The sequence below is a fragment of the Streptomyces huiliensis genome, from assembly GCF_020037025.1.
GTDB classification, from domain to species: domain Bacteria; phylum Actinomycetota; class Actinomycetes; order Streptomycetales; family Streptomycetaceae; genus Streptomyces; species Streptomyces huiliensis.
The window spans coordinates 35513-56954 of sequence record NZ_JAIQLH010000056.1; the positions used below are offsets into that span (position 1 = coordinate 35513).

At 70.6% G+C, this 21442-nt stretch carries 19 protein-coding genes and 2 tRNA genes; 4 read left to right on the forward strand and 17 right to left on the reverse strand.

Features of this window, described 5'->3' with window-relative positions; genetic code table 11:
• Positions 1-9 precede the first annotated feature (9 nt).
• From JNW98_RS36580 to JNW98_RS11970, 4 genes are all read right to left on the reverse strand, one after another.
• Positions 10-1137, reverse strand: a complete 1128-nt coding sequence (locus JNW98_RS36580) for a class E sortase (protein ID WP_223768139.1) — start codon at positions 1135-1137, stop codon at positions 10-12.
• Positions 1134-1772, reverse strand: a complete 639-nt coding sequence (locus JNW98_RS11960; protein ID WP_223768140.1) for an aminodeoxychorismate/anthranilate synthase component II — start codon at positions 1770-1772, stop codon at positions 1134-1136. The genes JNW98_RS36580 and JNW98_RS11960 overlap by 4 nt, the downstream gene beginning before the upstream one ends.
• A 4-nt stretch (positions 1773-1776) precedes the next feature.
• Positions 1777-1965 (reverse strand): hypothetical protein, encoded by a 189-nt coding sequence (locus JNW98_RS11965; protein ID WP_223768141.1) that lies wholly within the window; start codon positions 1963-1965, stop codon positions 1777-1779.
• 121 nt (positions 1966-2086) lie between these two features.
• Positions 2087-2869: a DUF881 domain-containing protein gene (locus JNW98_RS11970; RefSeq protein ID WP_223768142.1), complete on the reverse strand. Its 783-nt coding sequence runs from the start codon at positions 2867-2869 to the stop codon at positions 2087-2089.
• Between the two features lie 136 nt (positions 2870-3005).
• On the opposite strand from JNW98_RS11970, the gene crgA reads away from it, so the two are divergent.
• On the forward strand, positions 3006-3260 hold the full coding sequence (crgA, locus tag JNW98_RS11975; RefSeq protein WP_223768143.1) for a cell division protein CrgA: 255 nt from the start codon (positions 3006-3008) through the stop codon (positions 3258-3260).
• Between the two features lie 332 nt (positions 3261-3592).
• Here the strand turns inward: crgA and JNW98_RS11980 are convergent, their stop codons facing one another.
• Positions 3593-4453, reverse strand: coding sequence for a rhomboid family intramembrane serine protease (locus JNW98_RS11980; RefSeq protein WP_223768144.1), 861 nt, complete (start codon positions 4451-4453; stop codon positions 3593-3595).
• 122 nt (positions 4454-4575) lie between these two features.
• The gene (locus JNW98_RS11985) at positions 4576-5109 is read right to left on the reverse strand and encodes a peptidylprolyl isomerase (protein ID WP_223768145.1); all 534 of its coding nucleotides are present in this window, start codon (positions 5107-5109) and stop codon (positions 4576-4578) included.
• Between the two features lie 227 nt (positions 5110-5336).
• Here JNW98_RS11985 and JNW98_RS11990 point away from each other — a divergent pair, with 227 nt between their 5' ends.
• The gene (locus tag JNW98_RS11990) at positions 5337-6014 is read left to right on the forward strand and encodes a DUF5324 family protein (RefSeq protein WP_223768146.1); all 678 of its coding nucleotides are present in this window, start codon (positions 5337-5339) and stop codon (positions 6012-6014) included.
• An 82-nt stretch (positions 6015-6096) separates the two neighbouring features.
• On the opposite strand, the gene JNW98_RS11995 is transcribed toward JNW98_RS11990, so the two are convergent.
• Positions 6097-6169: transfer RNA gene (locus JNW98_RS11995), tRNA-Ala, on the reverse strand.
• A 117-nt stretch (positions 6170-6286) separates the two neighbouring features.
• Between JNW98_RS11995 and JNW98_RS12000 the strand changes: the two genes are divergently transcribed.
• Together JNW98_RS12000 and JNW98_RS12005 are read left to right on the forward strand one after the other, a co-directional pair.
• Positions 6287-6832, forward strand: a complete 546-nt coding sequence (locus tag JNW98_RS12000; RefSeq protein WP_171164647.1) for a helix-turn-helix domain-containing protein — start codon at positions 6287-6289, stop codon at positions 6830-6832.
• 9 nt (positions 6833-6841) lie between these two features.
• Positions 6842-7966, forward strand: coding sequence for a serine/threonine-protein kinase (locus JNW98_RS12005; RefSeq protein ID WP_223768147.1), 1125 nt, complete (start codon positions 6842-6844; stop codon positions 7964-7966).
• Positions 7967-8086: 120 nt separating this feature from the next.
• Here the strand turns inward: JNW98_RS12005 and JNW98_RS12010 are convergent, their stop codons facing one another.
• From JNW98_RS12010 to dnaA, 10 genes are all read right to left on the reverse strand, one after another.
• Entirely contained in the window at positions 8087-8221 is a 135-nt protein-coding gene (locus tag JNW98_RS12010) for a DLW-39 family protein (RefSeq protein WP_003958712.1), read from the reverse strand.
• A 216-nt stretch (positions 8222-8437) separates the two neighbouring features.
• Positions 8438-8511: transfer RNA gene (locus tag JNW98_RS12015), tRNA-Ile, on the reverse strand.
• Positions 8512-8594: 83 nt separating this feature from the next.
• A complete protein-coding gene (locus JNW98_RS12020) occupies positions 8595-9203 on the reverse strand; it encodes a DUF3566 domain-containing protein (RefSeq protein WP_263420671.1) in 609 nt (202 codons plus the stop codon).
• Positions 9204-9374: 171 nt separating this feature from the next.
• Positions 9375-12014 carry a DNA gyrase subunit A gene (gene gyrA / locus JNW98_RS12025; protein WP_223768149.1) on the reverse strand — a complete coding sequence of 880 codons (2640 nt, stop codon included), beginning with the start codon at positions 12012-12014 and terminating at the stop codon, positions 9375-9377.
• Positions 12015-12060: 46 nt separating this feature from the next.
• Complete coding sequence (gene gyrB / locus JNW98_RS12030; protein ID WP_308015562.1) at positions 12061-14127, reverse strand: DNA topoisomerase (ATP-hydrolyzing) subunit B; 2067 nt, start codon at positions 14125-14127, stop codon at positions 12061-12063.
• A 354-nt stretch (positions 14128-14481) separates the two neighbouring features.
• Complete coding sequence (locus tag JNW98_RS12035; RefSeq protein ID WP_223768150.1) at positions 14482-15027, reverse strand: DciA family protein; 546 nt, start codon at positions 15025-15027, stop codon at positions 14482-14484.
• A complete protein-coding gene (gene recF / locus JNW98_RS12040; protein WP_223768151.1) occupies positions 15024-16157 on the reverse strand; it encodes a DNA replication/repair protein RecF in 1134 nt (377 codons plus the stop codon). The genes JNW98_RS12035 and recF overlap by 4 nt, the downstream gene beginning before the upstream one ends.
• A gap of 35 nt (positions 16158-16192) precedes the next feature.
• Positions 16193-17068: a phosphogluconate dehydrogenase (NAD(+)-dependent, decarboxylating) gene (gene gnd / locus JNW98_RS12045; RefSeq protein ID WP_223768152.1), complete on the reverse strand. Its 876-nt coding sequence runs from the start codon at positions 17066-17068 to the stop codon at positions 16193-16195.
• A 264-nt stretch (positions 17069-17332) separates the two neighbouring features.
• Complete coding sequence (gene dnaN, locus JNW98_RS12050) at positions 17333-18463, reverse strand: DNA polymerase III subunit beta (RefSeq protein WP_223768153.1); 1131 nt, start codon at positions 18461-18463, stop codon at positions 17333-17335.
• Between the two features lie 879 nt (positions 18464-19342).
• Positions 19343-21160 carry a chromosomal replication initiator protein DnaA gene (gene dnaA, locus JNW98_RS12055; protein WP_308015563.1) on the reverse strand — a complete coding sequence of 606 codons (1818 nt, stop codon included), beginning with the start codon at positions 21158-21160 and terminating at the stop codon, positions 19343-19345.
• Between the last annotated feature and the right edge of the window lie 282 nt (positions 21161-21442).

The window sequence follows — 21442 nt, forward strand, 5'->3', positions numbered from 1 at the left end:
TGCCGTCCGTCAGTCGACGAGCGCGTCCGGCTTGCCCTTACCGCGCGGGCGCTCGTCCACCATCTTGCCCCACACGATCATCCGGTACGTACTGGTGAATTCGGGGGTGCAGGTGGTCAGGGTGATGTACCGGCCGGGTCCCGTGAAGCCCGATCCCGCGGGCACCGGGCGGATGACCCCGACGTTCGCCGGTGACGTCTGGTCCAGTCGGCTCGTCATCTCATAGGTGTAGTACGTGCTCTTCGTCTCCACCACGATCTTGTCACCGGGCCGCAGCCGGTTGACGTAGCGGAACGGTTCGCCATGGGTGTTGCGGTGGCCCGCGAGCGCGAAGTTGCCCTGCCGGTCCCAGGGCATCGCGGTCTTCAGCGGCCCCTTGCCGTAGTGACCGACCATCCCGCGGTCCAGGACCTTGTGCTTCCCGGTCCCCTCGGCGATCGGGGCCTTCACGTCCAGCTTGGGGATGTAGACGATCGCGAAGCCCTCGCCGGGCGAGAACGCGCCCGCGTCCCGGTCCTCGCCGCCGTCCCGGGCCCAGCTCCTGCGGAGGTCCTTCGCGGCGCCGCCGGCCTGCTGCTGGGCGATGACGTTCGTCCACCACAGCTGGTAGGCGACGAACAGCAGCAGCACCACGCCCAGGGTGATGAAGAGTTCGCCCAGCGCCCGGCTGACGACCACGCCGAGGCTGTCCTTGCGCGCCCGTTCCGCCCGCCGTGCCGCCCGGCGCCGCTCCGCCCGCCCGCCGGTCGGGAGCGGCGGGGCCGGGGCGGCCGGCACCGGGCGCAGCGACATCGTCGCGTCGTCCTCGGGCGGCAGGGCGGCGGACGGCCGGGACTGCGGCGGAACGGCCGCCGGGACCTCGGGCGGGAGCGGCCGGGAGACGGTCTCCGGGGGCATCTCGGGCGGGAGGGGCCGCGCGGTGAACCGGTTCTCCGGGGGCAGCGGCCGGGAGACGCCCGGTGACCAGGCGGCGGGCTCGGGCGCCGGCGGCCACGGGCCGGGGGCCCGCTCGCCCCGCACGTACTCGTACGGGTCGTCGGCCGGCTCGCCCTGCCCGTACGGGTCCGCCGGCGGGGGCGCGTACCGCTCCGGCGCCGGCGCCCCCCAGGGGTCCCGCTCGGGGCGGAGCCCGTTCACTCTCCGGCCTTGCCCACCACCGGGGCGAGCCCGGCCGACCGTTCCACCGCCCCCGTGTCACCGCAGGAGACGAGCCAGTTGGCCAGCATCCGGTGCCCCCACTCGGTGAGCACGGACTCGGGGTGGAACTGCACGCCCTCGACCGGGAGGTCACGGTGGCGCAGGCCCATGGCGACGCCGCTCTCCGTCCAGGCGGTGATCTCCAGCTCGTCCGGCCAGTTCTCCCGGGCGACGGCGAGGGAGTGGTAGCGGGTGGCCGTGAACGGCGAGGGCAGCCCCTGGAAGACGCCGGCGCCCTGGTGGCTCACGGACGAGGTCTTGCCGTGCAGCAGCTCGGGCGCCCGGCCGACCACCCCGCCGTACGCGACGGCCATCGACTGCATGCCCAGGCAGACGCCGAAGACCGGCAACCCGGTGGCCGCGCAGTGCCGCACCATGTCGATGCAGACACCGGCCTGTTCGGGCGCGCCGGGGCCGGGGGAGAGCAGCACCCCGTCGAAGCCGTCCTGCGCGTGCGCGGGTTCGACCTCGTCGTTGCGGCGCACCTCGCACTCGGCGCCGAGCTGGTAGAGGTACTGGACGAGGTTGAAGACGAAGCTGTCGTAGTTGTCCACGACGAGGATGCGCGCGCTCATCGCGTCACCGCCATTCCGTTGCCGGTGTCGGCAGGCTGTCGTCGACCGTCACGTCGTTGAACGGCAGCAGCGGCTCGGCCCAGGGGAAGACGTACTGGAAGAGCACGTAGACGACGGCCAGCACGAGGACCACGGAGACCAGGGCCTTCACCCACGCGTTGCCCGGCAGATGACGCCAGATCCAGACGTACATGCTGTCCCTACTTGCCGACGGGGATGGTCTTTGCCGCACCAGGGTAAGGGGCCGCACCCGTGCGCGGGGCGCAGCCGGGCAAACCCCCGGCGCGGAGTTCCCGCCGGGCGCGCCGGGTCCGTCAGCCGGCCGGCTTGGCGTAGTGCAGGTCCACCGCGCCGGTGTAGCCGGGGAGGGTCACCGCGTCCTGCTGGTCGACCTTCCAGCCGAGGCCGTAGGCCGTGACGTACTGGAGGTAGTTCTGGATGGTGGGAGAGGTGTCCAGGGCCTTGCGGAGCCGGCCGCGGTCACCGACGGCGGTGATCTTGTAGGGCGGGGAGTAGACGCGGCCCTGGAGGATGAGGGTGTTGCCGACGCAGCGGACGGCGCTGGTGGAGATCAGCCGCTGGTCCATCACCTTGATGCCCTGGGCGCCGCCCCTCCAGAGGGCGTTCACGACGGCCTGGAGGTCCTGCTGATGGATCACCAGGTCGTTGGGCTGGGGCTGCGGGACTCCGGGGATCTTGGCGGTGGCGTTGGGCGGGGCGTCGGTCAGGGTGACCGTCAGGCCGGTGCCGCCGAGCTCCCGGGTGCCCGCGGCGTCGCCCAGGGCGGCCAGCCGGCGGGCCTCGGCGGTGTCGGCGCCGGCGTCCCGGCCGGCGAGGGAGTCGACCTCGGCGCGCAGGGCCGCGGTGCTCCGCTCCCGTTCGCCGTTGCCCTTGCTGCGCTCCTGGATGAGGTCGGAGAGCCGCAGCATGGAGGCGTCGGTGCGGATGTCGGTGCCCTTGGCGGTGTTGAAGCTCATCCAGAAGATGAGGCCGGCGAGGGCGAAGACCGCGGCCGTCAGGAGCCGTACGGGGCGGAATCGCCGGGGAGGGCGCCGGCCGGGCGTTGCGTCGCTGGTGGAGACGGCAGAATTGCTCAACGTACCCTTGTCCTCTCCGACGCCGCTGAAGCACTACGCTAACGGACGCCCGGGGGGAGGAAGCGCTCCCCGGCGCGGCCGACCAGCCCTTGTACACCCAGCGCGGTTACGCAGCGCATCGACAGGAGAGTTCCTCGTGCCGAAGTCACGGATCCGCAAGAAGGAAGACTTCACTCCACCGCCGGCGAAGCAGCAGACGATCAAGCTGAACAGCGGACGGCGCTGGGTGGCTCCGCTCATGCTGGCACTGTTCCTGATCGGGCTCGCGTGGATCGTCATGTTCTACGTGACGGGCAGCGACATGCCGATCGAGTCCCTGCACAACTGGAACATCGTGGTCGGCTTCGGCTTCATCGCGGCGGGGTTCGTGGTCTCCACGCAGTGGAAGTAGCGGGGACGATCCGGCCGATCCGGGGGGCCCGGCGGGCCGGCCCGGGTTATCCACACCTTCATCCACAGTGGGGAAAAACTCAGAAGATCTGTGGATAACTTCCTCGGCGTTGACGCCGGTGTGACTGCCGACGATCCCCGCGGATCGTCGTCCACACCGGCGTTCTTCGTCATATCCGCAGGTCGCAGCGGGTGCCGTAGGGGCCGGGAACGAGCCGGGGCGGGCTTTCCCACCGTTCTGCACACCGGCCGGGGCACTCTGTGGACAACCCCCGGCCCACCGATGTGGGTGACGGGCCGGGGCCGGAGCCCCGGCGGACGTCGCGCCGTCGGCTACGTCAGCTCGGCGGTCCGGACGATCACCGTCGCCAGGATGGCCAGCAGCACCGCCCCGCAGGTCAGCCACTGCACCAGCGCACGGCGCGCGCGAGGGGCGTGCACCATGCCGTACGCCACCAGGGCACCCACCACCAGGCCGCCGATGTGCGCTTCCTTGGCGATGTTGTTCCAGGTGAAGGTGAAGATCAGGTTGAGCACGAGGAGCGCCATCACCGGGCGCATGTCGTACTTCAGCCGGCGCATCAGCACCGCGGTGGCCCCCAGCAGGCCGAAGATCGCGCCCGAGGCGCCGTAGGACCGGCCGCCCGCGTCGACCATCAGATAGGTGAGCGCGCTGCCGCCGAGCCCCGACAGCAGGTAGAGCGCCAGGTACCGGGCCCGGCCGAAGGCGGCCTCAAGCGGGGGCCCCAGCCACCAGAGCGACAACATGTTGAAGCCGATGTGCATCACCGACTCGTGCAGGAAGAGCGAGGTCAGCAGCCGGTACCACTGGCCTTCGGCGACACCCTCGCCGTCCTGGAAGGGGTCGCGGCCCATCAGCTCCAGGGTGCCGACGACGTCCTGCCCCTTGACCATCACCGCGATCCAGATCGCGATGTTGATCCCCAGCAGCACCTTCGTCACCAGAAAGGGGTCACCGGGACGGTCGACGGAGCCCCCGACCGTACGCGGGGCGGCGTCCTGCCGGGCGCTTCTCCCGCCGGAGCCGGGACTTCCGCCCGAGCACTCGGGGCAGTGGAAGCCGACCGAGGCGTTGACCATGCAGTCCGGGCAGATCGGCCGTTCGCAGCGCGTACAGCGGATGCCCGTCTCACGGTCCGGATGCCGGTAGCAGCAGACGGCCTGGTCGTTCATGCTCTCCCCTCGCCCCTGTGGCGGACCCGGGCGCCGCCGCTGTCGAGCAGGGCCCCGCCCGTCTTACGGACGGGCGGGGCGCCGGGTTCCCGGAACGCGCTGTCAGCCCTCGCGGGTCTCGATCAGCCCTCGCGGGTCTCGATCACGACGCTCTCGATGACGACGTCGTTCACGGGACGGTCGGTGCGCGGGTTGGTCTGGGTGCTCGCGATCGCGTCCACGACCTTCTTGCCCGCGTCGTTGCTGACCTCGCCGAAGATGGTGTGCTTGCCGGTCAGCCACGTGGTCGGGGAGACCGTGATGAAGAACTGCGAGCCGTTGGTGCCCGGGCCGGCGTTGGCCATGGCCAGCAGGTAGGGCTTGTTGAAGGCCAGGTCGGGGTGGAACTCGTCCTTGAACTCGTACCCGGGGCCGCCGGTGCCGTTGCCCAGCGGGTCACCGCCCTGGATCATGAAGCCGCTGATGACGCGGTGGAACACCGTGCCGTCGTACAGCTTGTCCGTGGACTTCTTGCCCGTCGCCGGGTGGACCCACTCGCGCTCGCCCTTCGCGAGCTCGACGAAGTTCTTGACCGTCGTCGGGGCGTGATTCGGCAGGAGCCGGATCTCGATGTCCCCCTGGTTGGTCTTCAGGGTCGCGTAGAGCTGCTCGGCCACGATCTACCTTCCATAGTCTGCACTGACAGCCACCGATCCTCGCACGGACCGGTGCCCGGCGAGTAACGCCCAAAGCCCCGCGCGCGGCGGCGAACCATGGCATTGTCGAACCCGGGGTCCGTTGACCCGGATGCCTTTCCGAACCTGCCGGACCGCCCCTGGGCAGGCATGATTTCCCACTGGGTGGAAAGGCGACAGTCCAGTACGCCACCGAGGAGGAGGTTCTCGTGACCCGCAAGGACAGCGTGCGCGCCGCGACCAGCACCGCCAAGGACAGCGTGCGCCACGCGGCCGAAGTGGTGGCGCCCTACGCCGGCACGGCCAAGGACGCCGCCGTGCACTATGCGCACGAAGCCCGCGTCCGGCTTGCTCCCAAGGTGGCCGAGGCCGCCCACCAGGCACGTTCGCAGTACGACGCGCATCTGCAACCCCGGATCGACCATGCGTTGGAGGTCCTGCCGCCCAAGGTCAACCAGGCCGCCGCCCGGGCCCGCGCCGCCGCGGAACCGGTCCGCGACGAGGCCCTCTCCCGCGGCAACGCCGCGCTCGCCGTGCTGCGCGGCCAGGTGCCGGCACAGGACGTGGAGCGCCTGGGCCGCAAGCGCTGCCGCCGCGGCCGGGCCGGCCGGGTCGCGAAGCGGCTGGCCTTCGCGGGCCTGCTGGTGGGCGGCGCCGTCGCGGTCTGGAAGTGGTGGGACAAGCAGGCCAACCCGGACTGGCTGGTGGAGCCCCCGGCCGCCACCGAGGTCGCCGACCGCCCGCACCTCTCCTCCGTGGACGGCAGCTCCTCCGTGGACGGCAGTGCCGAGCGCTCCCCCCTCGACCCCGAGGTCCAGGCCAAGCAGGCCGAGGCGGAGGCCGACGCCTCGTCCGCCGACGAGAAGAAGGGCGACGACCACTCCTGAGACGTCGAACCCTGGACGTCGGATCCTGAGACGTCAAAAAATCCCCTCCGACCGCGTCGACGCAGGTCGGAGGGGATTTGCGTGGAGCCTAGGGGAGTCGAACCCCTGACATCTGCCATGCAAAGACAGCGCTCTACCAACTGAGCTAAGGCCCCTCGGAGCACCAGGGTACCCGGTGCCGGGAGCAGGGCCGACCAGGTATCGCCGCGTCCCGCCACTCTCCGTAGGATGCACCGCAAGATTCGCGGCAGCGAAGCGAAGGGGAGAGCGAGATGGACGCAGCACAGCAGGAAGCCACCGCCCGCGCACGAGAGCTGCAGCGGAGCTGGTACGGGGAGCCGCTGGGGGCGCTCTTCCGCCGGCTGATCGACGATCTCGGTCTCAACCAGGCCCGTCTCGCCTCCGTCCTGGGCCTTTCGGCGCCCATGCTCTCGCAGTTGATGAGCGGTCAGCGGGCGAAGATCGGCAACCCGGCGGTGGTGCAGCGCGTCCAGGCCCTCCAGGAGCTCTCCCACCAGGTGGCCGACGGCAGCGTGAGCGCGGCGGAGGCGGCGGAGCGGATGGAGGAGGTCAAGCGGAGCTCCGGCGGCTCGGTCCTCAACTCCACGCAGACCACGGCCAGCAGCGGCGCCCCGACGGTCAAGCGGGTCGTCCGCGAGATCCAGTCCCTGCTGCGGTCGGTCGCCGCCGCCGGCGACATCATCGACGCGGCCGGCACACTCGCCCCCACCCATCCCGAACTGGCCGAGTTCCTGCGCGTCTACGGCGCCGGCCGGACCGCCGAGGCGGTCGCCCACTACGAGGCCCACCAGAGCTGACCCGCCGCGATGGGGGAGGTCTTCGCCGGGCGCTACGAGCTGGTGGACCCCATCGGACGCGGTGGGGTGGGGGAGGTCTGGCGGGTCTGGGACCGGGCACGGCGGCGGTACGCGGCGGCGAAGGTGCTCAAGCAGAGCCACGCCCACACCCTGCTGCTGCGCTTCGTCCGCGAGCAGGCGCTGCGCATCGATCATCCGCACGTCCTGGCCCCGGTCAGCTGGGCCGCCGACGACGACCGGGTGCTGTTCACCATGGACGTGGTGTACGGCGGCTCGGTCGCCCATCTCATCGGGGACTACGGCCCGTTGCCCCCGCGATTCGTCTGCGTCCTGCTGGACCAGTTGCTGGACGCGCTCACCGCGGTGCACGCGGAAGGCGTGGTGCACCGGGACATCAAGCCGGCGAATCTGCTTTTGGAGGCGACCGGCACCGGGCCCCCGCATTTACGCCTCTCCGATTTCGGCTGCGCGATGCGGAAGGGGGAACCGCGGCTCACCGAGACCAACTATGTGATGGGAACGCCGGGTTACTTCGCGCCCGAGCAAATGGCGGGCGAGGAACCGGACTTCCCCGCGGACCTCTTCGCCGTCGGACTGGTCGCGCTCTATCTGCTGGCCGGCCGGAAACCGGACGCCGAGGCCCTCGTCGCGCGGTTCCTCGCGGACGGGGTGCCGCCGCCCCCGGACGAGGTCCCCGCGGCGCTGTGGGACGTCCTGGCGCGCCTGCTGGCCCCCGATCCGGTGCTGCGCTTCCGGGGCGCCGCCGAGGCCCGCGCGGCCCTGGCCGCCGCCGTGCCGCTGCTGCCGCCGCCCGCCGCGGGGGACGAGCGGATCGAGGTGTTCGACCAGATCGGCCCGCTGCCGCCGGGCTTCGGGCCCGAAGGCCCCCAGGGCCGGGACGTCAGGGCCCCTCACGGCCCCCTGGGCGCCCCGCCGCGTCCCGTACCGCCTCCGATGCCGCCCACGCCCCCGCGGCCCGTCGGACCGCCCCTGGCGGCGCCCCCGGCCGGTCAGGCGCGCCACGCGCCACGCTCCCGGCGCCCGCCTCCCCCGAAGCGCTCGACGGCGGCCGCGGTACTGGTGGTGGCGCTGCTGTGCCTGGCGGTGGGGTTCTGGGCGCTCTCGGCGGCCTGACCTCACCCCTTCACTAATGCAATCATTTTATTCGCAGTAGCGAACAGCCCCGGGGTGCCGGCGAAAACAACGGAGCCCCGGCCGTCGTACCGGCCGGGGCTCCGCGTAGAACTCGTCGTCTCACACACCCGAACCTGCGGGCACGGAGTCGGTCGCCTCCGTCCACAGATCCTGCTCGGCGCGATCCGCCTGGATCTGGCGGTACACGAGGAGCCCGCCGATGGCGGCCAGTGCGACCAGGAGCAGCTTCTTCACCGCGCGACCTCGTCTTTCCTTGACGTAAGGGGACTCTGGTGGCCGATGATACACACCGGCCGATACCGATCGGTGACCTGTATCGGACCTGTATCGGACTCTGCCGTACCGCTTCCCTGCCTCCGCCGTACCGCCTCGGGAGCTCTCACACGACTTGTCCGGAAAAGCCGATCGGCCCGGCCGGAGATTTCTCTCCGTCCGGGCCGATCGGGCCGGTGGGGCTAACAGGACTTGAACCTGTGGCCTCTTCCTTATCAGGGAAGCGCTCTAACCGTCTGAGCTATAGCCCCGCGCTGCACCGAAAGATTAGCGCACTTGGGGCCCAGTCCCAAAATCGCCCGGCCACCCCTCGCCGGCGGGCCGCCCGCGAGGGCTATTCGTCCTCGGCGAGGGTGAGCTCCACGCCGCCCACGAAGGACGCCGAGAGGTTGTAGACGAAGGCGATCAGGGTCGCCAGGGCGGTCGCCAGGACCACCTCGATGACCGCGATCACGACGGTGAACATCAGGACGCGCGGCAGCGACAGGAACGACTGGAGGTCGAAGCCGCCGCCCTCCCCCGAGGTGGCGTCGCTGATGGTCCCGCCGACGGCGGAGAAGACGCCCATGGCGTCCAGGACCAGCCACAGCACCGTGACCGCCACGATCGTGCAGACGGCCAGGGCGAGCGACAGCAGGAAGCTGACCTTCATCACCGACCACGGGTCGGCCTTGGCCACCCGCAGCCGCGCGGAGCGGGTGCGGGGCGCCGCGGCGGCGGGCGCGGCGGACGCCGCCGGGGCGGCCCCCTGGGCCGGGACCTGCCGGGCCGCGGCCGGGGCCTTGGCGGCCCCCGCGGGCTTGCTCATGCTCTTGGTGCCCCCCTTGGCGGCGCCGGCGGCGCCCTTGCCTGCCTTGGACGCGGTGCTGGACGCGGTGCGCTCGGCCGGCGGCTCGTAGGCCTTCGGCGGGTGGTACGGCTTCGGGCCCTTGGTCTCCGTCATGGAGTCCCCCCTGTTGGCGGCGGTGGTGTCGCTCCCACCCGGGGAGTCTGCCCCGTCCGCGTCGGCGCCACGGGCACCGCCCTTGCCGACCGCGGTGCTCGAAGAAGCACCGGCACCGCGTCGCCCGGCGTCCGCACCGCTTGCCGCGGTGCCCGTGGCTCGACTCACGACCTACTCCTCGGTGTCCTCGACCGCAGGCTCCGTGCCTCCGGCCACCTCGGGCCCCCCGCCCCCGGCCTCGGCCGACGTGTCCTCGTCGACCTCCTCGGCCTCACGGCCGGCCTCGGCGTTCCTCGCGATGCCCACGACGGCGTCGCGCTTGCCCAAATTGATCAGTTGGACGCCCATGGTGTCACGCCCGGTTTCCCGCACTTCGTCGACCCGGGTCCGGATGACACCGCCGCCGAGGGTGATCGCGAGGATCTCGTCCGACGCCTCGACGACCAGGGCGCCGACCAGCGATCCCCGGTCCTCGACGATCTTCGCGGCCTTGATCCCGAGGCCGCCGCGGCCCTGGACGCGGTACTCGTCCACGGGGGTGCGCTTGGCGTAACCGCCGTCGGTCGCGGTGAAGACGAACGTGCCCGGACGGACGACGTTCATCGACAGCAGTTCGTCACCCTCGCGGAAGCTCATGCCCTTGACGCCGGAGGTGGCCCGGCCCATCGGGCGGAGCGAGTCGTCCGTCGCGGTGAACCGGATGGACTGCGCCTTCTTGCTGATCAGCAGCAGGTCGTCGTCGGCCGACACCAGCTCGGCGCCGATCAGCTCGTCCTCGCGGCCGTCGTCCATCGCCCGCAGGTTGATGGCGATGACGCCGCCGGAGCGCGGGGAGTCGTAGTCCTTCAGCGAGGTCTTCTTCACCAGGCCCGACTTGGTGGCGAGCACCAGGTAGGGGGCCGCCTCGTAGTCACGGATGGCGAGGATCTGGGCGATCTTCTCGTCCGGCTGGAAGGCGAGCAGGTTGGCCACGTGCTGGCCGCGCGCGTCCCGGCCGGCGTCCGGCAGCTCGTACGCCTTGGCCCGGTAGACCCGGCCCTTGTTGGTGAAGAAGAGCAGCCAGTGGTGGGTGGTGGAGACGAAGAAGTGGTCGACGATGTCGTCCTGCTTCAGCTTGGTGCCCCGCACGCCCTTGCCGCCGCGCTTCTGCGACCGGTAGTCCTCGGTCTTGGTGCGCTTGACGTAGCCGCCGTTGGTGATGGTGACGACGATGTCCTCTTCGGCGATCAGGTCCTCGATGGACATGTCGCCTTCGAAGGGCACCAGCTTGGAGCGCCGGTCGTCGCCGAACTTCTCGACGATCGCGGTCAGTTCCTCGCTGATGATGCCGCGCTGGCGCTCCGGGGAGGCCAGGATCGCGTTGTACTCGTTGATCTTCGCCTGGAGTTCGTCGTGCTCCGCGACGATCTTCTGCCGCTCCAGGGCCGCCAGCCGGCGGAGCTGCATCTCCAGGATCGCGTTGGCCTGGATCTCGTCGATCGTCAGCAGGCCCATCAGGCCCTCGCGGGCGACGTCGACGGTGTCGCTGCGCCGGATCAGCGCGATGACCTCGTCGATGGCGTCCAGCGCCTTCAGCAGACCGCGCAGGATGTGGGCGCGCTCCTCGGCCTTGCGCAGCCGGAAGCGGGTGCGCCGGACGATGACCTCGATCTGGTGGGTGACCCAGTTGCGGATGAACGCGTCCAGCGACAGGGTCCGCGGCACGCCGTCGACCAGCGCGAGCATGTTCGCGCCGAAGTTGGTCTGGAGGTCGGTGTGCTTGTAGAGGTTGTTGAGGACGACCTTGGCGACCGCGTCCCGCTTGAGGACGATCACCAGGCGCTGGCCGGTCCGGGACGAGGTCTCGTCGCGGACGTCCGCGATGCCGCCGATCTTGCCGTCCTTCACCAGGTCGGCGATCTTCTGCGCGAGGTTGTCCGGGTTGACCTGGTAGGGCAGCTCGGTGACCACCAGGCACTGGCGGTTGTGGATCTCCTCGACCTCGACCACCGCGCGCATGGTGATCGAGCCGCGGCCGGTGCGGTACGCCTCCTCGATGCCCTTGCGGCCGACCACGAGGGCGCCGGTCGGGAAGTCGGGGCCCTTGATCCGGTCGACGAGCGCGTCGAGCAGCTCCTCGGGGGTGGCGTTCGGGTTGGCCAGGTACCACTGGGCACCCTCGGCCACCTCGCGCAGGTTGTGCGGCGGGATGTTGGTCGCCATGCCGACCGCGATGCCGGCCGAGCCGTTCACCAGCAGGTTGGGGAAGCGCGCCGGCAGGACCGTCGGCTCCTGGTTGCGGCCGTCGTAGTTGTCCTGGAAGTCGACGGTCTCCTCGTCGATGTCCCGGACCATCTCCATGGACAGCGGCGCCATCTTGCACTCGGTGTACCGCATGGCGGCCGCCGGGTCGTTGCCCGGGGAGCCGAAGTTGCCGTTGGAGTCCACCAGCGGCATCCGCATCGACCACGGCTGGGCCAGCCGGACGAGGGCGTCGTAGATGGAGGCGTCACCGTGCGGGTGGTACGTACCCATGACGTCGCCGACGACGCGGGCGCACTTGTAGAAGCCCTTCTCGGGGCGGTACCCGCCGTCGTACATCGCGTAGAGCACGCGCCGGTGCACCGGCTTGAGGCCGTCCCGCACGTCGGGCAGCGCACGCGACACGATGACGCTCATCGCGTAGTCGAGGTAGGAGCGCTGCATCTCCGTCTCGAGCCCGACGGGCTCGACGCGCATCCCGACGCCCTCGATGGTGGCGGGCTGCCCCTCGGGCGTGGTGCCGTCCGGGGTCACGGGCGTGGGCGTGTCAGGGGTCATCTCGTCGGCCATTGGTGTTCAAAGTCCTTTCGAGCCGCGGCTGTTCGTGCAGGCCGACTCAGATGTCGAGGAAGCGGACGTCCTTGGCGTTGCGCTGGATGAACGAACGCCGTGCCTCGACGTCCTCGCCCATGAGCACCGAGAACAGGTCGTCCGCCTGCGCCGCGTCGTCCAGGGTGACCTGGCCGAGCACCCGGTGGTCGATGTCCATCGTGGTGACGCGCAGCTCCTCGGCGTTCATCTCGCCGAGACCCTTGAAGCGCTGGACCGAGTCGTCCCTGATGCGCTTGCCGTTCTCGCGGCCGAGCTGGATCAGCGCGTCGCGCTCGCGGTCCGAGTACGCGTACTCGAAGTCGTCCCGGCCCCACTTGATCTTGTAGAGCGGGGGACGCGACAGGTAGACGTGACCGGCCTCGACCAGCGGTCGCATGAAGCGGAAGAGGAAGGTCAGCAGCAGGGTGTTGATGTGCTGGCCGTCGACGTCGGCGTCCGCCATCAGGATGATCTTGTGATAGCGGAGCTTCTCGATGTCGAAGTCCTCGTGCACACCGGTGCCGAACGCGGAGATCAGCGCCTGGATCTCCTGGTTCTGGAGGATCTTGTCGATCCGGGCCTTCTCGACGTTGAGGATCTTGCCGCGGATCGGGAGGATCGCCTGGTACTCGGGGTTCCGGCCGGACTTGGCCGAACCGCCGGCGGAGTCGCCCTCGACGATGAAGATCTCGCACTTGGCCGGGTCGTTCGACTGGCAGTCCGACAGCTTGCCGGGCAGCGAGGCGGTCTCAAGCAGGCCCTTGCGGCGGGTCAGGTCGCGCGCCTTGCGGGCGGCGACGCGGGCCGTGGCGGCCTGGATCGACTTACGGATGATGTCCGCGGCCTCGATCGGGTTGCGGTCCAGCCAGTCGGTGAGGTGCTCGTAGACCGCCTTCTGGACGAAGGTCTTCGCCTCCGTGTTGCCCAGCTTGGTCTTGGTCTGGCCCTCGAACTGCGGCTCGCTCAGCTTGACCGAGATGATCGCGGTCAGACCCTCGCGGATGTCGTCGCCCGTGAGGTTGTCGTCCTTCTCGCGGAGCAGCTTCTTGTCGCGCGCGTACTTGTTGATCAGCGAGGTCAGCGCCGCGCGGAAGCCCTCCTCGTGCGTGCCGCCCTCGTGGGTGTGGATGATGTTCGCGAAGCTGTAGACGCCCTCGGTGTACTGGCTGTTCCACTGCATCGCGATGTCGACCGAGAGCATCCGCTCCTTGTCCTCGGCCTCGAGCGCGATCACCGTGGGGTGGATCAGCTCGCCCTTGCGCGAGTTGAGGTAGCGGACGAAGTCCGAGATGCCGCCCTCGTAGTGGTAGCGGACGGCGAGCGGCTTGCCCTCCTCGTCCACGTGGTCCGGGCGCTCGTCGGTCAGGGAGATGGTCAGGCCCTTGTTGAGGAACGCCATCTCCTGGAAGCGCCGCGAGAGCGTCTCGAAGGAGTAGTCGGTGGTCTCGAAGATGTCGCCGTCGGCCCAGAAGGTGACCGAGGTGCCGGTCTCCTCCGTCGCCTCGTTCTTCTGCAGCGGGGCGGTGGGGACACCGAGCTTGTAGTCCTGGGTCCAGCGGAAGCCGTCCGTCTTGACCTCGACGGCGACGCGCGTCGACAGCGCGTTGACGACGGAGACGCCGACGCCGTGCAGACCACCGGAGACCGCGTAGCCGCCGCCGCCGAACTTGCCGCCCGCGTGCAGGACGGTCAGCACGACCTCCACGGCCGGCTTGCCCTCGGAGGGGACGATGCCGACGGGGATGCCGCGGCCGTTGTCGACCACGCGGACGCCGCCGTCGGACAGGATCGTCACGTCGATGGTGTCGGCGTGGCCGGCCAGGGCCTCGTCGACCGAGTTGTCGACGACCTCCTGCACCAGGTGGTGCAGGCCCCGCTCGCCGGTGGAGCCGATGTACATGCCCGGCCGCTTGCGGACCGCGTCCAGACCCTCCAGCACGGTGATCGCGCTGGCGTCGTACGACGCACCTCCGCCCGGAGCGCCGGACGAGGCGTCCTCCGGCACAGGAGTGGCGCCCTCCTCGGGGGAAGGGGTGGTGTTCTCGTTGGGGTTGCCGGAATCGGCCACGAAGCGCCCTTTCTGGCACAGCACAGACCTTCTCCTGCCTGTGCGGCGGGGCGCCGTCGTCGGTCGGGAGACCGGGAGGGCAGGCGGGAGCGACTGCGTCGTTCGACTTGTTTCCGCGAAACGCGCGGGATTACCACCAGTCTACCGGTAGCGCCGACATGAATGGGGGTTTGGCGGTGTCTGAGTCCGCATGTGCCGCCCTGAACCGGCATCAGCCGACTCCCTATATGTGGGACGGGGCTCCAAGAGGCTCACAGCGGCACTCAGCGCTTCGGGTTGTCAACCGCCCGCTACCGCGCTCGGAGGACGCCTCCTCCCCATCTCCCCCGTTCGCCCCGATCCGCCCTCGGGCCCCTCGCGCACGGGGGCGCGCAGAGCTCACCCGTAGGTGTCGCCCGGCCCCGTGCTCCCCGGTGCGCGCAGTGCTCCGTACCGGCGCGTCGGCCCGCCCGGACCCAGCACCTTGATCAGCCGGACGGTGCCCTGGCCCAGGTCGTCGTTGAGCCGGGCCACCAGCGTCGGGGCGAGCAGCCGGAGCTGGGTCGCCCACGTCGTCGAGTCGCACCGCACGGTCAGCACCCGCGCGTCCTCGTCGTACCCCTCCGGCTCGCAGTGCAGCGCCACGTTCTCGCCGACGATCTGCGGCCAGCGCCCGGTCACCCCGCCGACCGCCGCGGGCGTCTCCCAGCCGCGCTCGGTGATCAGGCGGTTGATGGCCGCGCCCAGCGGCAGCGGGTCGCGGCCGTCGGCGCGCGCGCCGGAGCGCAGGCCGCCGCGGCGCGCCTGCTTCTTCTGCTGCACGGCCGCGCCCCGCGCCCGCGCCTGCTCCTTGGCCGCGCGCAGCGCGACCCGCGCCAGGTCCACGCCGGACGGTTCCGGCACCCTGCGCGTCGAGGACTGCTGCGCCGGGGAGTGCTCGGTCATACGCGCTCGACCGTCCCCTCGGAGACCGCGTACCGCGCGCCCGTCAGCACGTCCGGAACGTCGTCGTCCACCGCGGCCGTCACCAGCACCTGCTCACCGTCGGCCACCAGCTCCGCCAGCCGCTCGCGGCGGCGGGCGTCCAGCTCGGCGAAGACGTCGTCGAGGACGAGGACGGGCTCGTTGCCCTCCGCCTTGAGCAGCTCGTACGAGGCCAGCCGCAGCGCCAGCGCGTACGACCAGGACTCCCCGTGGCTCGCGTACCCCTTGGCGGGCAGCTGCCCCAGCCGCAGCACGAGGTCGTCGCGGTGCGGACCGACGAGGGTCACGCCGCGCTCCATCTCCTGCTTGCGTGCCTCGCCCAGCGCGGTGAGCAGCACCTCGTACAGCTCCTCGCGGGTGCGCGCGCCCTCCGGGCCGCCGACGCCGACCGGGCCGCGGTAGTCGAAGGCGACCGGCCCGCCGCCGGGCGCCAGCCGCTCGTACGCGAGGTCGGCCAGCGGCAGCAGGGCGGCGATCAGATCCAGGCGGTGCGCCAGCAGCTCGGCGCCGGCGCGGGCCAGGTGCTGGTCCCAGATGTCGAGCGTGGAGACGTCCATCGAGCGGCCGGCGTGCCGGCGCGCCATCACGGCGGACTTCAGCAGGGTATTGCGCTGCTTGAGGACGCGCTCGTAGTCCGAGCGCACGCCCGCCATCCGCGGGGAACGGGCGGTGACCAGCTCGTCCAGGAACCGCCGGCGCTCCCCGGGGTCGCCCTTGACCAGGGCCAGGTCCTCGGGGGCGAACAGCACGGTCCGCACGATGCCGAGCACGTCCCGGGGCCTGACCTGGGACGAGCGGTTGAGCCTGGCCCGGTTGGCCTTGCCCGGGTTGAGCTCCAGCTCGATCAGCTGCTGCCGCTCCCCCTGGACGACGGCGGCGCGGACGAACGCCCGGTCCGCGCCCAGCCGGACCAGCGGGGCGTCGGAGGAGACACGGTGGCTGCCGAGGGTCGCCAGGTAGCCGACCGCCTCGACGAGGTTGGTCTTGCCCTGGCCGTTGGGGCCCACGAAAGCCGTGACGCCCGGATCGAGCGGGACCTCGACCCGGGCGTACGAGCGGAAGTCGGCGAGCGAGAGATGCGAAACGTGCATGGGTGCGCGCCGAGCCTCCTGATTCGCGTGGGGTGTTACTTGCTCTCGACCGCGTGGCCGCCGAACTGGTTGCGCAGCGCGGCGATCATCTTCATCTGCGGCGAGTCGTCCTGGCGGGACGCGAAGCGGGCGAAGAGGGAGGCGGTGATCGCCGGGAGCGGCACCGCGTTGTCGATGGCGGCCTCGACCGTCCAGCGGCCCTCGCCGGAGTCGGCGGCGTAGCCGCGCAGCTTGTCGAGGTGCTCGTCCTGGTCCAGGGCGTTGACGGCGAGGTCGAGCAGCCAGGAGCGGATGACCGTGCCCTCCTGCCAGGAGCGGAAGATCTCGCGCACGTCGGTGACGGAGTCGACCTTCTCCAGCAGCTCCCAGCCCTCGGCGAACGCCTGCATCATGGCGTACTCGATGCCGTTGTGGACCATCTTGGCGAAGTGGCCCGCGCCGACCTTGCCGGCGTGCACGGAGCCGAACTCGCCCTCGGGCTTCAGCGCGTCGAAGATCGGCTGGACGCGGGCGACGTTGGCGGCGTCGCCGCCGTACATCAGCGCGTAGCCGTTCTCCAGGCCCCAGACACCGCCGGAGACGCCGCAGTCCACGAAGCCGATGCCCTTGGCGGCGAGCTCCTTGGCGTGCTTCTCGTCGTCCGTCCAGCGGGAGTTGCCGCCGTCGACGACGACGTCGCCGGGCGACAGCAGCTCGCCGAGCTCGTCGACGGTGGACTGGGTCGCCGCGCCCGCGGGGACCATGATCCACACGACGCGCGGACCCTTGAGGGAATCCACAAGCTCCTGGAGGCTGTGGACATCTCCGAGGTCCGGGTTGCGGTCGTATCCGATGACGGTGTGGCCTGCGCGGCGGATGCGCTCGCGCATGTTGCCGCCCATCTTGCCGAGACCGACGAGACCGAGCTCCATCAGTGATCCTCTATGCCGTAGTCGTAGCGGTTTACCCGGATCCGAGCCTACGCCCGGGGGTCCGTGCACACCTGTCGGGACCGAGCGCTCAAACGGTGGGGCGGGTACCCGCCCGTGGTCCGTCCATGCGCCCGGTCAAGGCGTCCCCCGCACTGGTCCGTACGGGGGACGTCACCGAAGCTCGGCCCGAAAGCCGCACCGGCCTGCTGCGCTGTCGCGAGGGCCGACCCTCGCGCTCCCGGCCGCCGGCGCGTCCGTGGCGCGTCAGCCCGAAAGCCGCACCGGCATGATCAGGTACTTGTACGCCTCGTCCGCCTCCGCGTCGACCGCGGGCTTGCCGCTGAGCAGCGCCGGCTTGGTGGACGTGGTGAAGGAGAGCTGGGCGACCGGGGAGTCGATCGCGGAGAGGCCCTCCAGCAGGAAGCCGGGGTTGAAGGCGATGGAGATGTCGTCGCCCTCCAGCCGGGCGTCGACCCTTTCCACAGCCTGTGCGTCGTCGCTGGAGCCTGCCTCCAGGATCAGCACGCCCTGCTCGAAGCTCAGCCGGACCGGGGTGTTGCGCTCGGCGACCAGGGCCACGCGCTTGACGGCCTCGACGAAGGGGGCCGTCTCGATCACGGCGACCGAGTTGAACTCGGTCGGGAACAGGGTGCGGTACTTCGGCAGGTCGCCTTCCAGCAGCCGCGTCGTGGTGCGGCGGCCGGCGCCCTCGAAGCCGATGAGGCCCTCGCCCGCGCCGGAGCCCGAGAGCGCCAGCGAGACGGTGTCGCCGCCGCTCAGCGACTTGGCGGTGTCCAGCAGCGTCTTGGCGGGGACCAGGGCGACGGCGGAGACGTCGGGGGTCTCCGGCTTCCACATGAACTCGCGGACGGCGAAGCGGTAGCGGTCGGTGGAGGCCAGGGTGACGGTGTCGCCCTCGATCTCGATGCGCACACCGGTGAGCACCGGCAGGGTGTCGTCACGGCCGGCGGCGATGGCGACCTGGGCGGCGGCGGACGCGAAGACCTCGGCGGGGACGGTGCCGGTGGCGGTGGGCATCTGGGGCAGCGCCGGGTACTCCTCCACAGGCAGGGTGTGGAGTGTGAATCGCGACGAGCCGCAGACCACGGTGGCGCGGACGCCGTCGGTGGAGATCTCCACAGGCCTGTTGGGAAGTGCGCGGCAGATGTCGGCGAGGAGCCGGCCGGAGACGAGGACGGTGCCGTCCTCTTCCACATCGGCCTCGACCGAGACGCGGGCCGAGACCTCGTAGTCGAAGCCGGAGAGGCTGAGCGAGCCGTCCTCCGCCTTCAGCAGCAGTCCCGCGAGGACCGGCACCGGCGGACGGGCCGGGAGGCTGCGGGCCGCCCAGGCCACTGCCTCCGCGAGTACATCGCGCTCCACCCGGATCTTCACCGGAACCGCCTCCTGCTTGTTGCTGGCTGGCCCTGCTGGGCTGTCTTCGTCGCTGGCTTCGTCGTGCTCCGCCGGGTCCGACGGCTGCGACGGCTACGAAGCCGGAGACCAGTCTGACGTACGCCGCTGACAGCCGGTGCTGCTCGGGGTCAAGTCGCACCCGGCGGCGTGGCGCGGCCTCGGGCCGAGTTGTGCACAGGACCCACTTCGAAACGAGTTCCCCGGTTGATCTCAGTGGTCGTAGTAGTAGGGCCTGTGGAAACCGTGGAAAACTTCCTTTGCCCTGGTCAGGCCGGATTTTTTGTCCACTGACCCTGTGGGTGGCCACGGTGGAAAACCGGGCGTCACTGTGGAGAAACAAAAGTTCTGCACAGGCGGTGCACAGGCAGGGGGTACTTCTCCCCAGGCTCGTCCCCAGCTTTACCCAGGTTCCCCACAGCCCAACCCGGCAGCTTGGTGTGACGCCTTTCACTCGGCGCGGTGAGCTCGGGCGTTTCGTTGCCGAACAGTGGACAACCCTGGGGAAAGGCTGTGCACAACGCCGTTCTTCCTGTGGGCGGCCGGTGGACAACCGCCGCGGCCGCTGTGGGCGGACTCGTCATCCACAGGCTGTGGACTTCGGTTCCCCACACTTCCACACCCTGCTGACCTCCTCTGATGAGCTGTCAACAGGCCCGGCTGTGGACATCATCTGGATAACTTCCCAGTCCCCAGGATGTGGACGGGCGTCGGGGGCGGTTTCTGTGGAGAACGCGGTGACCTGGGTCCCTATTCGAACGAGGTGGCCGCGAGGCGACGCCGTCCGGAACGGCGAAAGGCGCCCCGGGAACCGTCCCGGAGCGCCCTCGGAGGCGTCCCCGCGCGCTCGGCGCGGTCCTGTCAGCCGTTCTTGATGCGGTTGGTCAGCTCGGTCACCTGGTTGTAGATGGACCGCCGTTCGGCCATCAACGCGCGGATCTTGCGGTCCGCGTGCATCACGGTCGTGTGGTCGCGGCCGCCGAACTGCGCGCCGATCTTCGGCAGGGACAGGTCCGTGAGCTCACGGCAGAGGTACATGGCGATCTGGCGCGCCGTCACCAGCACCCGGCTGCGCGAGGCGCCGCACAGGTCCTCCACGGTGTGCCCGAAGTAGTCGGCGGTGGCGGCCATGATGGCGGGCGCGGTGATCTCCGGCGAGGCGTCCTCGCCGCCCGGGATCAGGTCCTTGAGGACGATCTCGGTGAGGCCCAGGTCGACGGGCTGCCGGTTGAGGCTGGCGAACGCCGTGACGCGGATGAGCGCGCCCTCGAGCTCGCGGATGTTCCGCGAGATCCGGGAGGCGATGAACTCCAGCACCTCCGGCGGCGCGTTCAGCTGCTCCTGGACCGCCTTCTTCCGCAGGATCGCGATCCGGGTCTCCAGCTCGGGCGGCTGGACGTCGGTGATCAGACCCCACTCGAAGCGGTTGCGCAGCCGGTCCTCCAGGGTCACCAGCTGCTTGGGCGGCCGGTCCGAGGAGAGCACGATCTGCTTGTTGGCGTTGTGCAGGGTGTTGAAGGTGTGGAAGAACTCCTCCTGTGTCGACTCCTTGCTCGCGAGGAACTGGATGTCGTCGACCAGCAGGATGTCCATGTCGCGGTAGCGCTTGCGGAACGCGTCCGCCTTGCCGTCGCGGATGGAGTTGATGAACTCGTTGGTGAACTCCTCTGAGCTCACGTACCGCACCCGCGTGCCCGGGTAGAGGCTGCGCGCGTAGTGCCCGATCGCGTGCAGCAGGTGCGTCTTGCCGAGCCCCGACTCGCCGTAGATGAAGAGGGGGTTGTACGCCTTCGCCGGCGCCTCGGCGACCGCCACGGCCGCCGCGTGCGCGAACCGGTTGGACGCGCCGATGACGAAGGTGTCGAAGAGGTACTTGGGGTTCAGCCGGGCGGTCGGCTCGCCGGGGCCTGACGACCCGGAGGACTTCCCCCCGCCCGGCGCGCCCGAGCCGCCGGGCACCGGCCGGTCGCCCTGGCCGCCGCCGCGGCCATGGGTGTCCGGGAGCTCGCGCTGCTGCTCGTAGGGGCGCTCGGACCCGGCCGACCGGTAGCCGCCGGGCTCGCGCTGCTGCTCGTAGCCGGACGAGGGGTGCTGCGGCGAGGCGTAGGGGTCGCGGTCGTTCTCGGCGAAGCCGAGCCGCGGCTGCTGCCAGCCGTAGTCGCCCCGGTCCTGCGCGCGGCCCCCGGGACCGCCGGGGCCCGTGTGCCGCGGCCAGGAGCCGGGCTCGGAGCGGGACTGCTGGTAGTCGGGGTAGGCGGGACGGACGGTCGGCAGCTCGTCGCCGGCGCCGCGGCCGTACCCGTCCCGGCCGTCGTAGCCGGAGCGCCCGTCGTACCCCTCGTACGTGTCACGGCCCTGGCCGTTGTGCGAACGCTCTTCGTGCGCGGGCTGCTGCGGCGCGGCCGGCTCGCCGACCGAGTTGTCGACCGTGATCGCGATGCGGATCGGCCGACCGCACTCCCTGCTCAGGGCGTCGCTGACGACCGGAGCCAGCCGACCTTCCAGTACGCCCTTGGCGAACTCGTTGGGGACGGCGAGCAGCGCGGTGTCCGCGACCAGGGCCAGCGGCTGGCAGCGCTTGATCCAGTGCTCGTCCTTGCTCTCGACTCTTCCCTCGCCCAGGAGCTGCTCCAGCACGCGCGGCCACACTGCGGCAAGATCGGCAGGCAGGTCAGCCACAGGGCACGCTCTCTCGGTCAGCGGGGGCGCCCCCCGGTCCCACGAATGTGTGGTTCTCGGGACGGGCGGGAAGGATTCGGAGTTCAGCCACGGTAGTCAGGCCGTGGCACGTCGTTCAAGTCGTTGTCCACAGGGTGTGTACAAATGTGCCATGGGGTGGTCCGCGCCGCCTCACCCGGGCACGGCTGGCGTCTCCGGGGCCTCCGGGAGGCTACGGTTGATGCTGGTGCGCTGCCGGTTTGACCGGATGGCGTAACGGCGCGTACCGTGACCAGGTCGAGT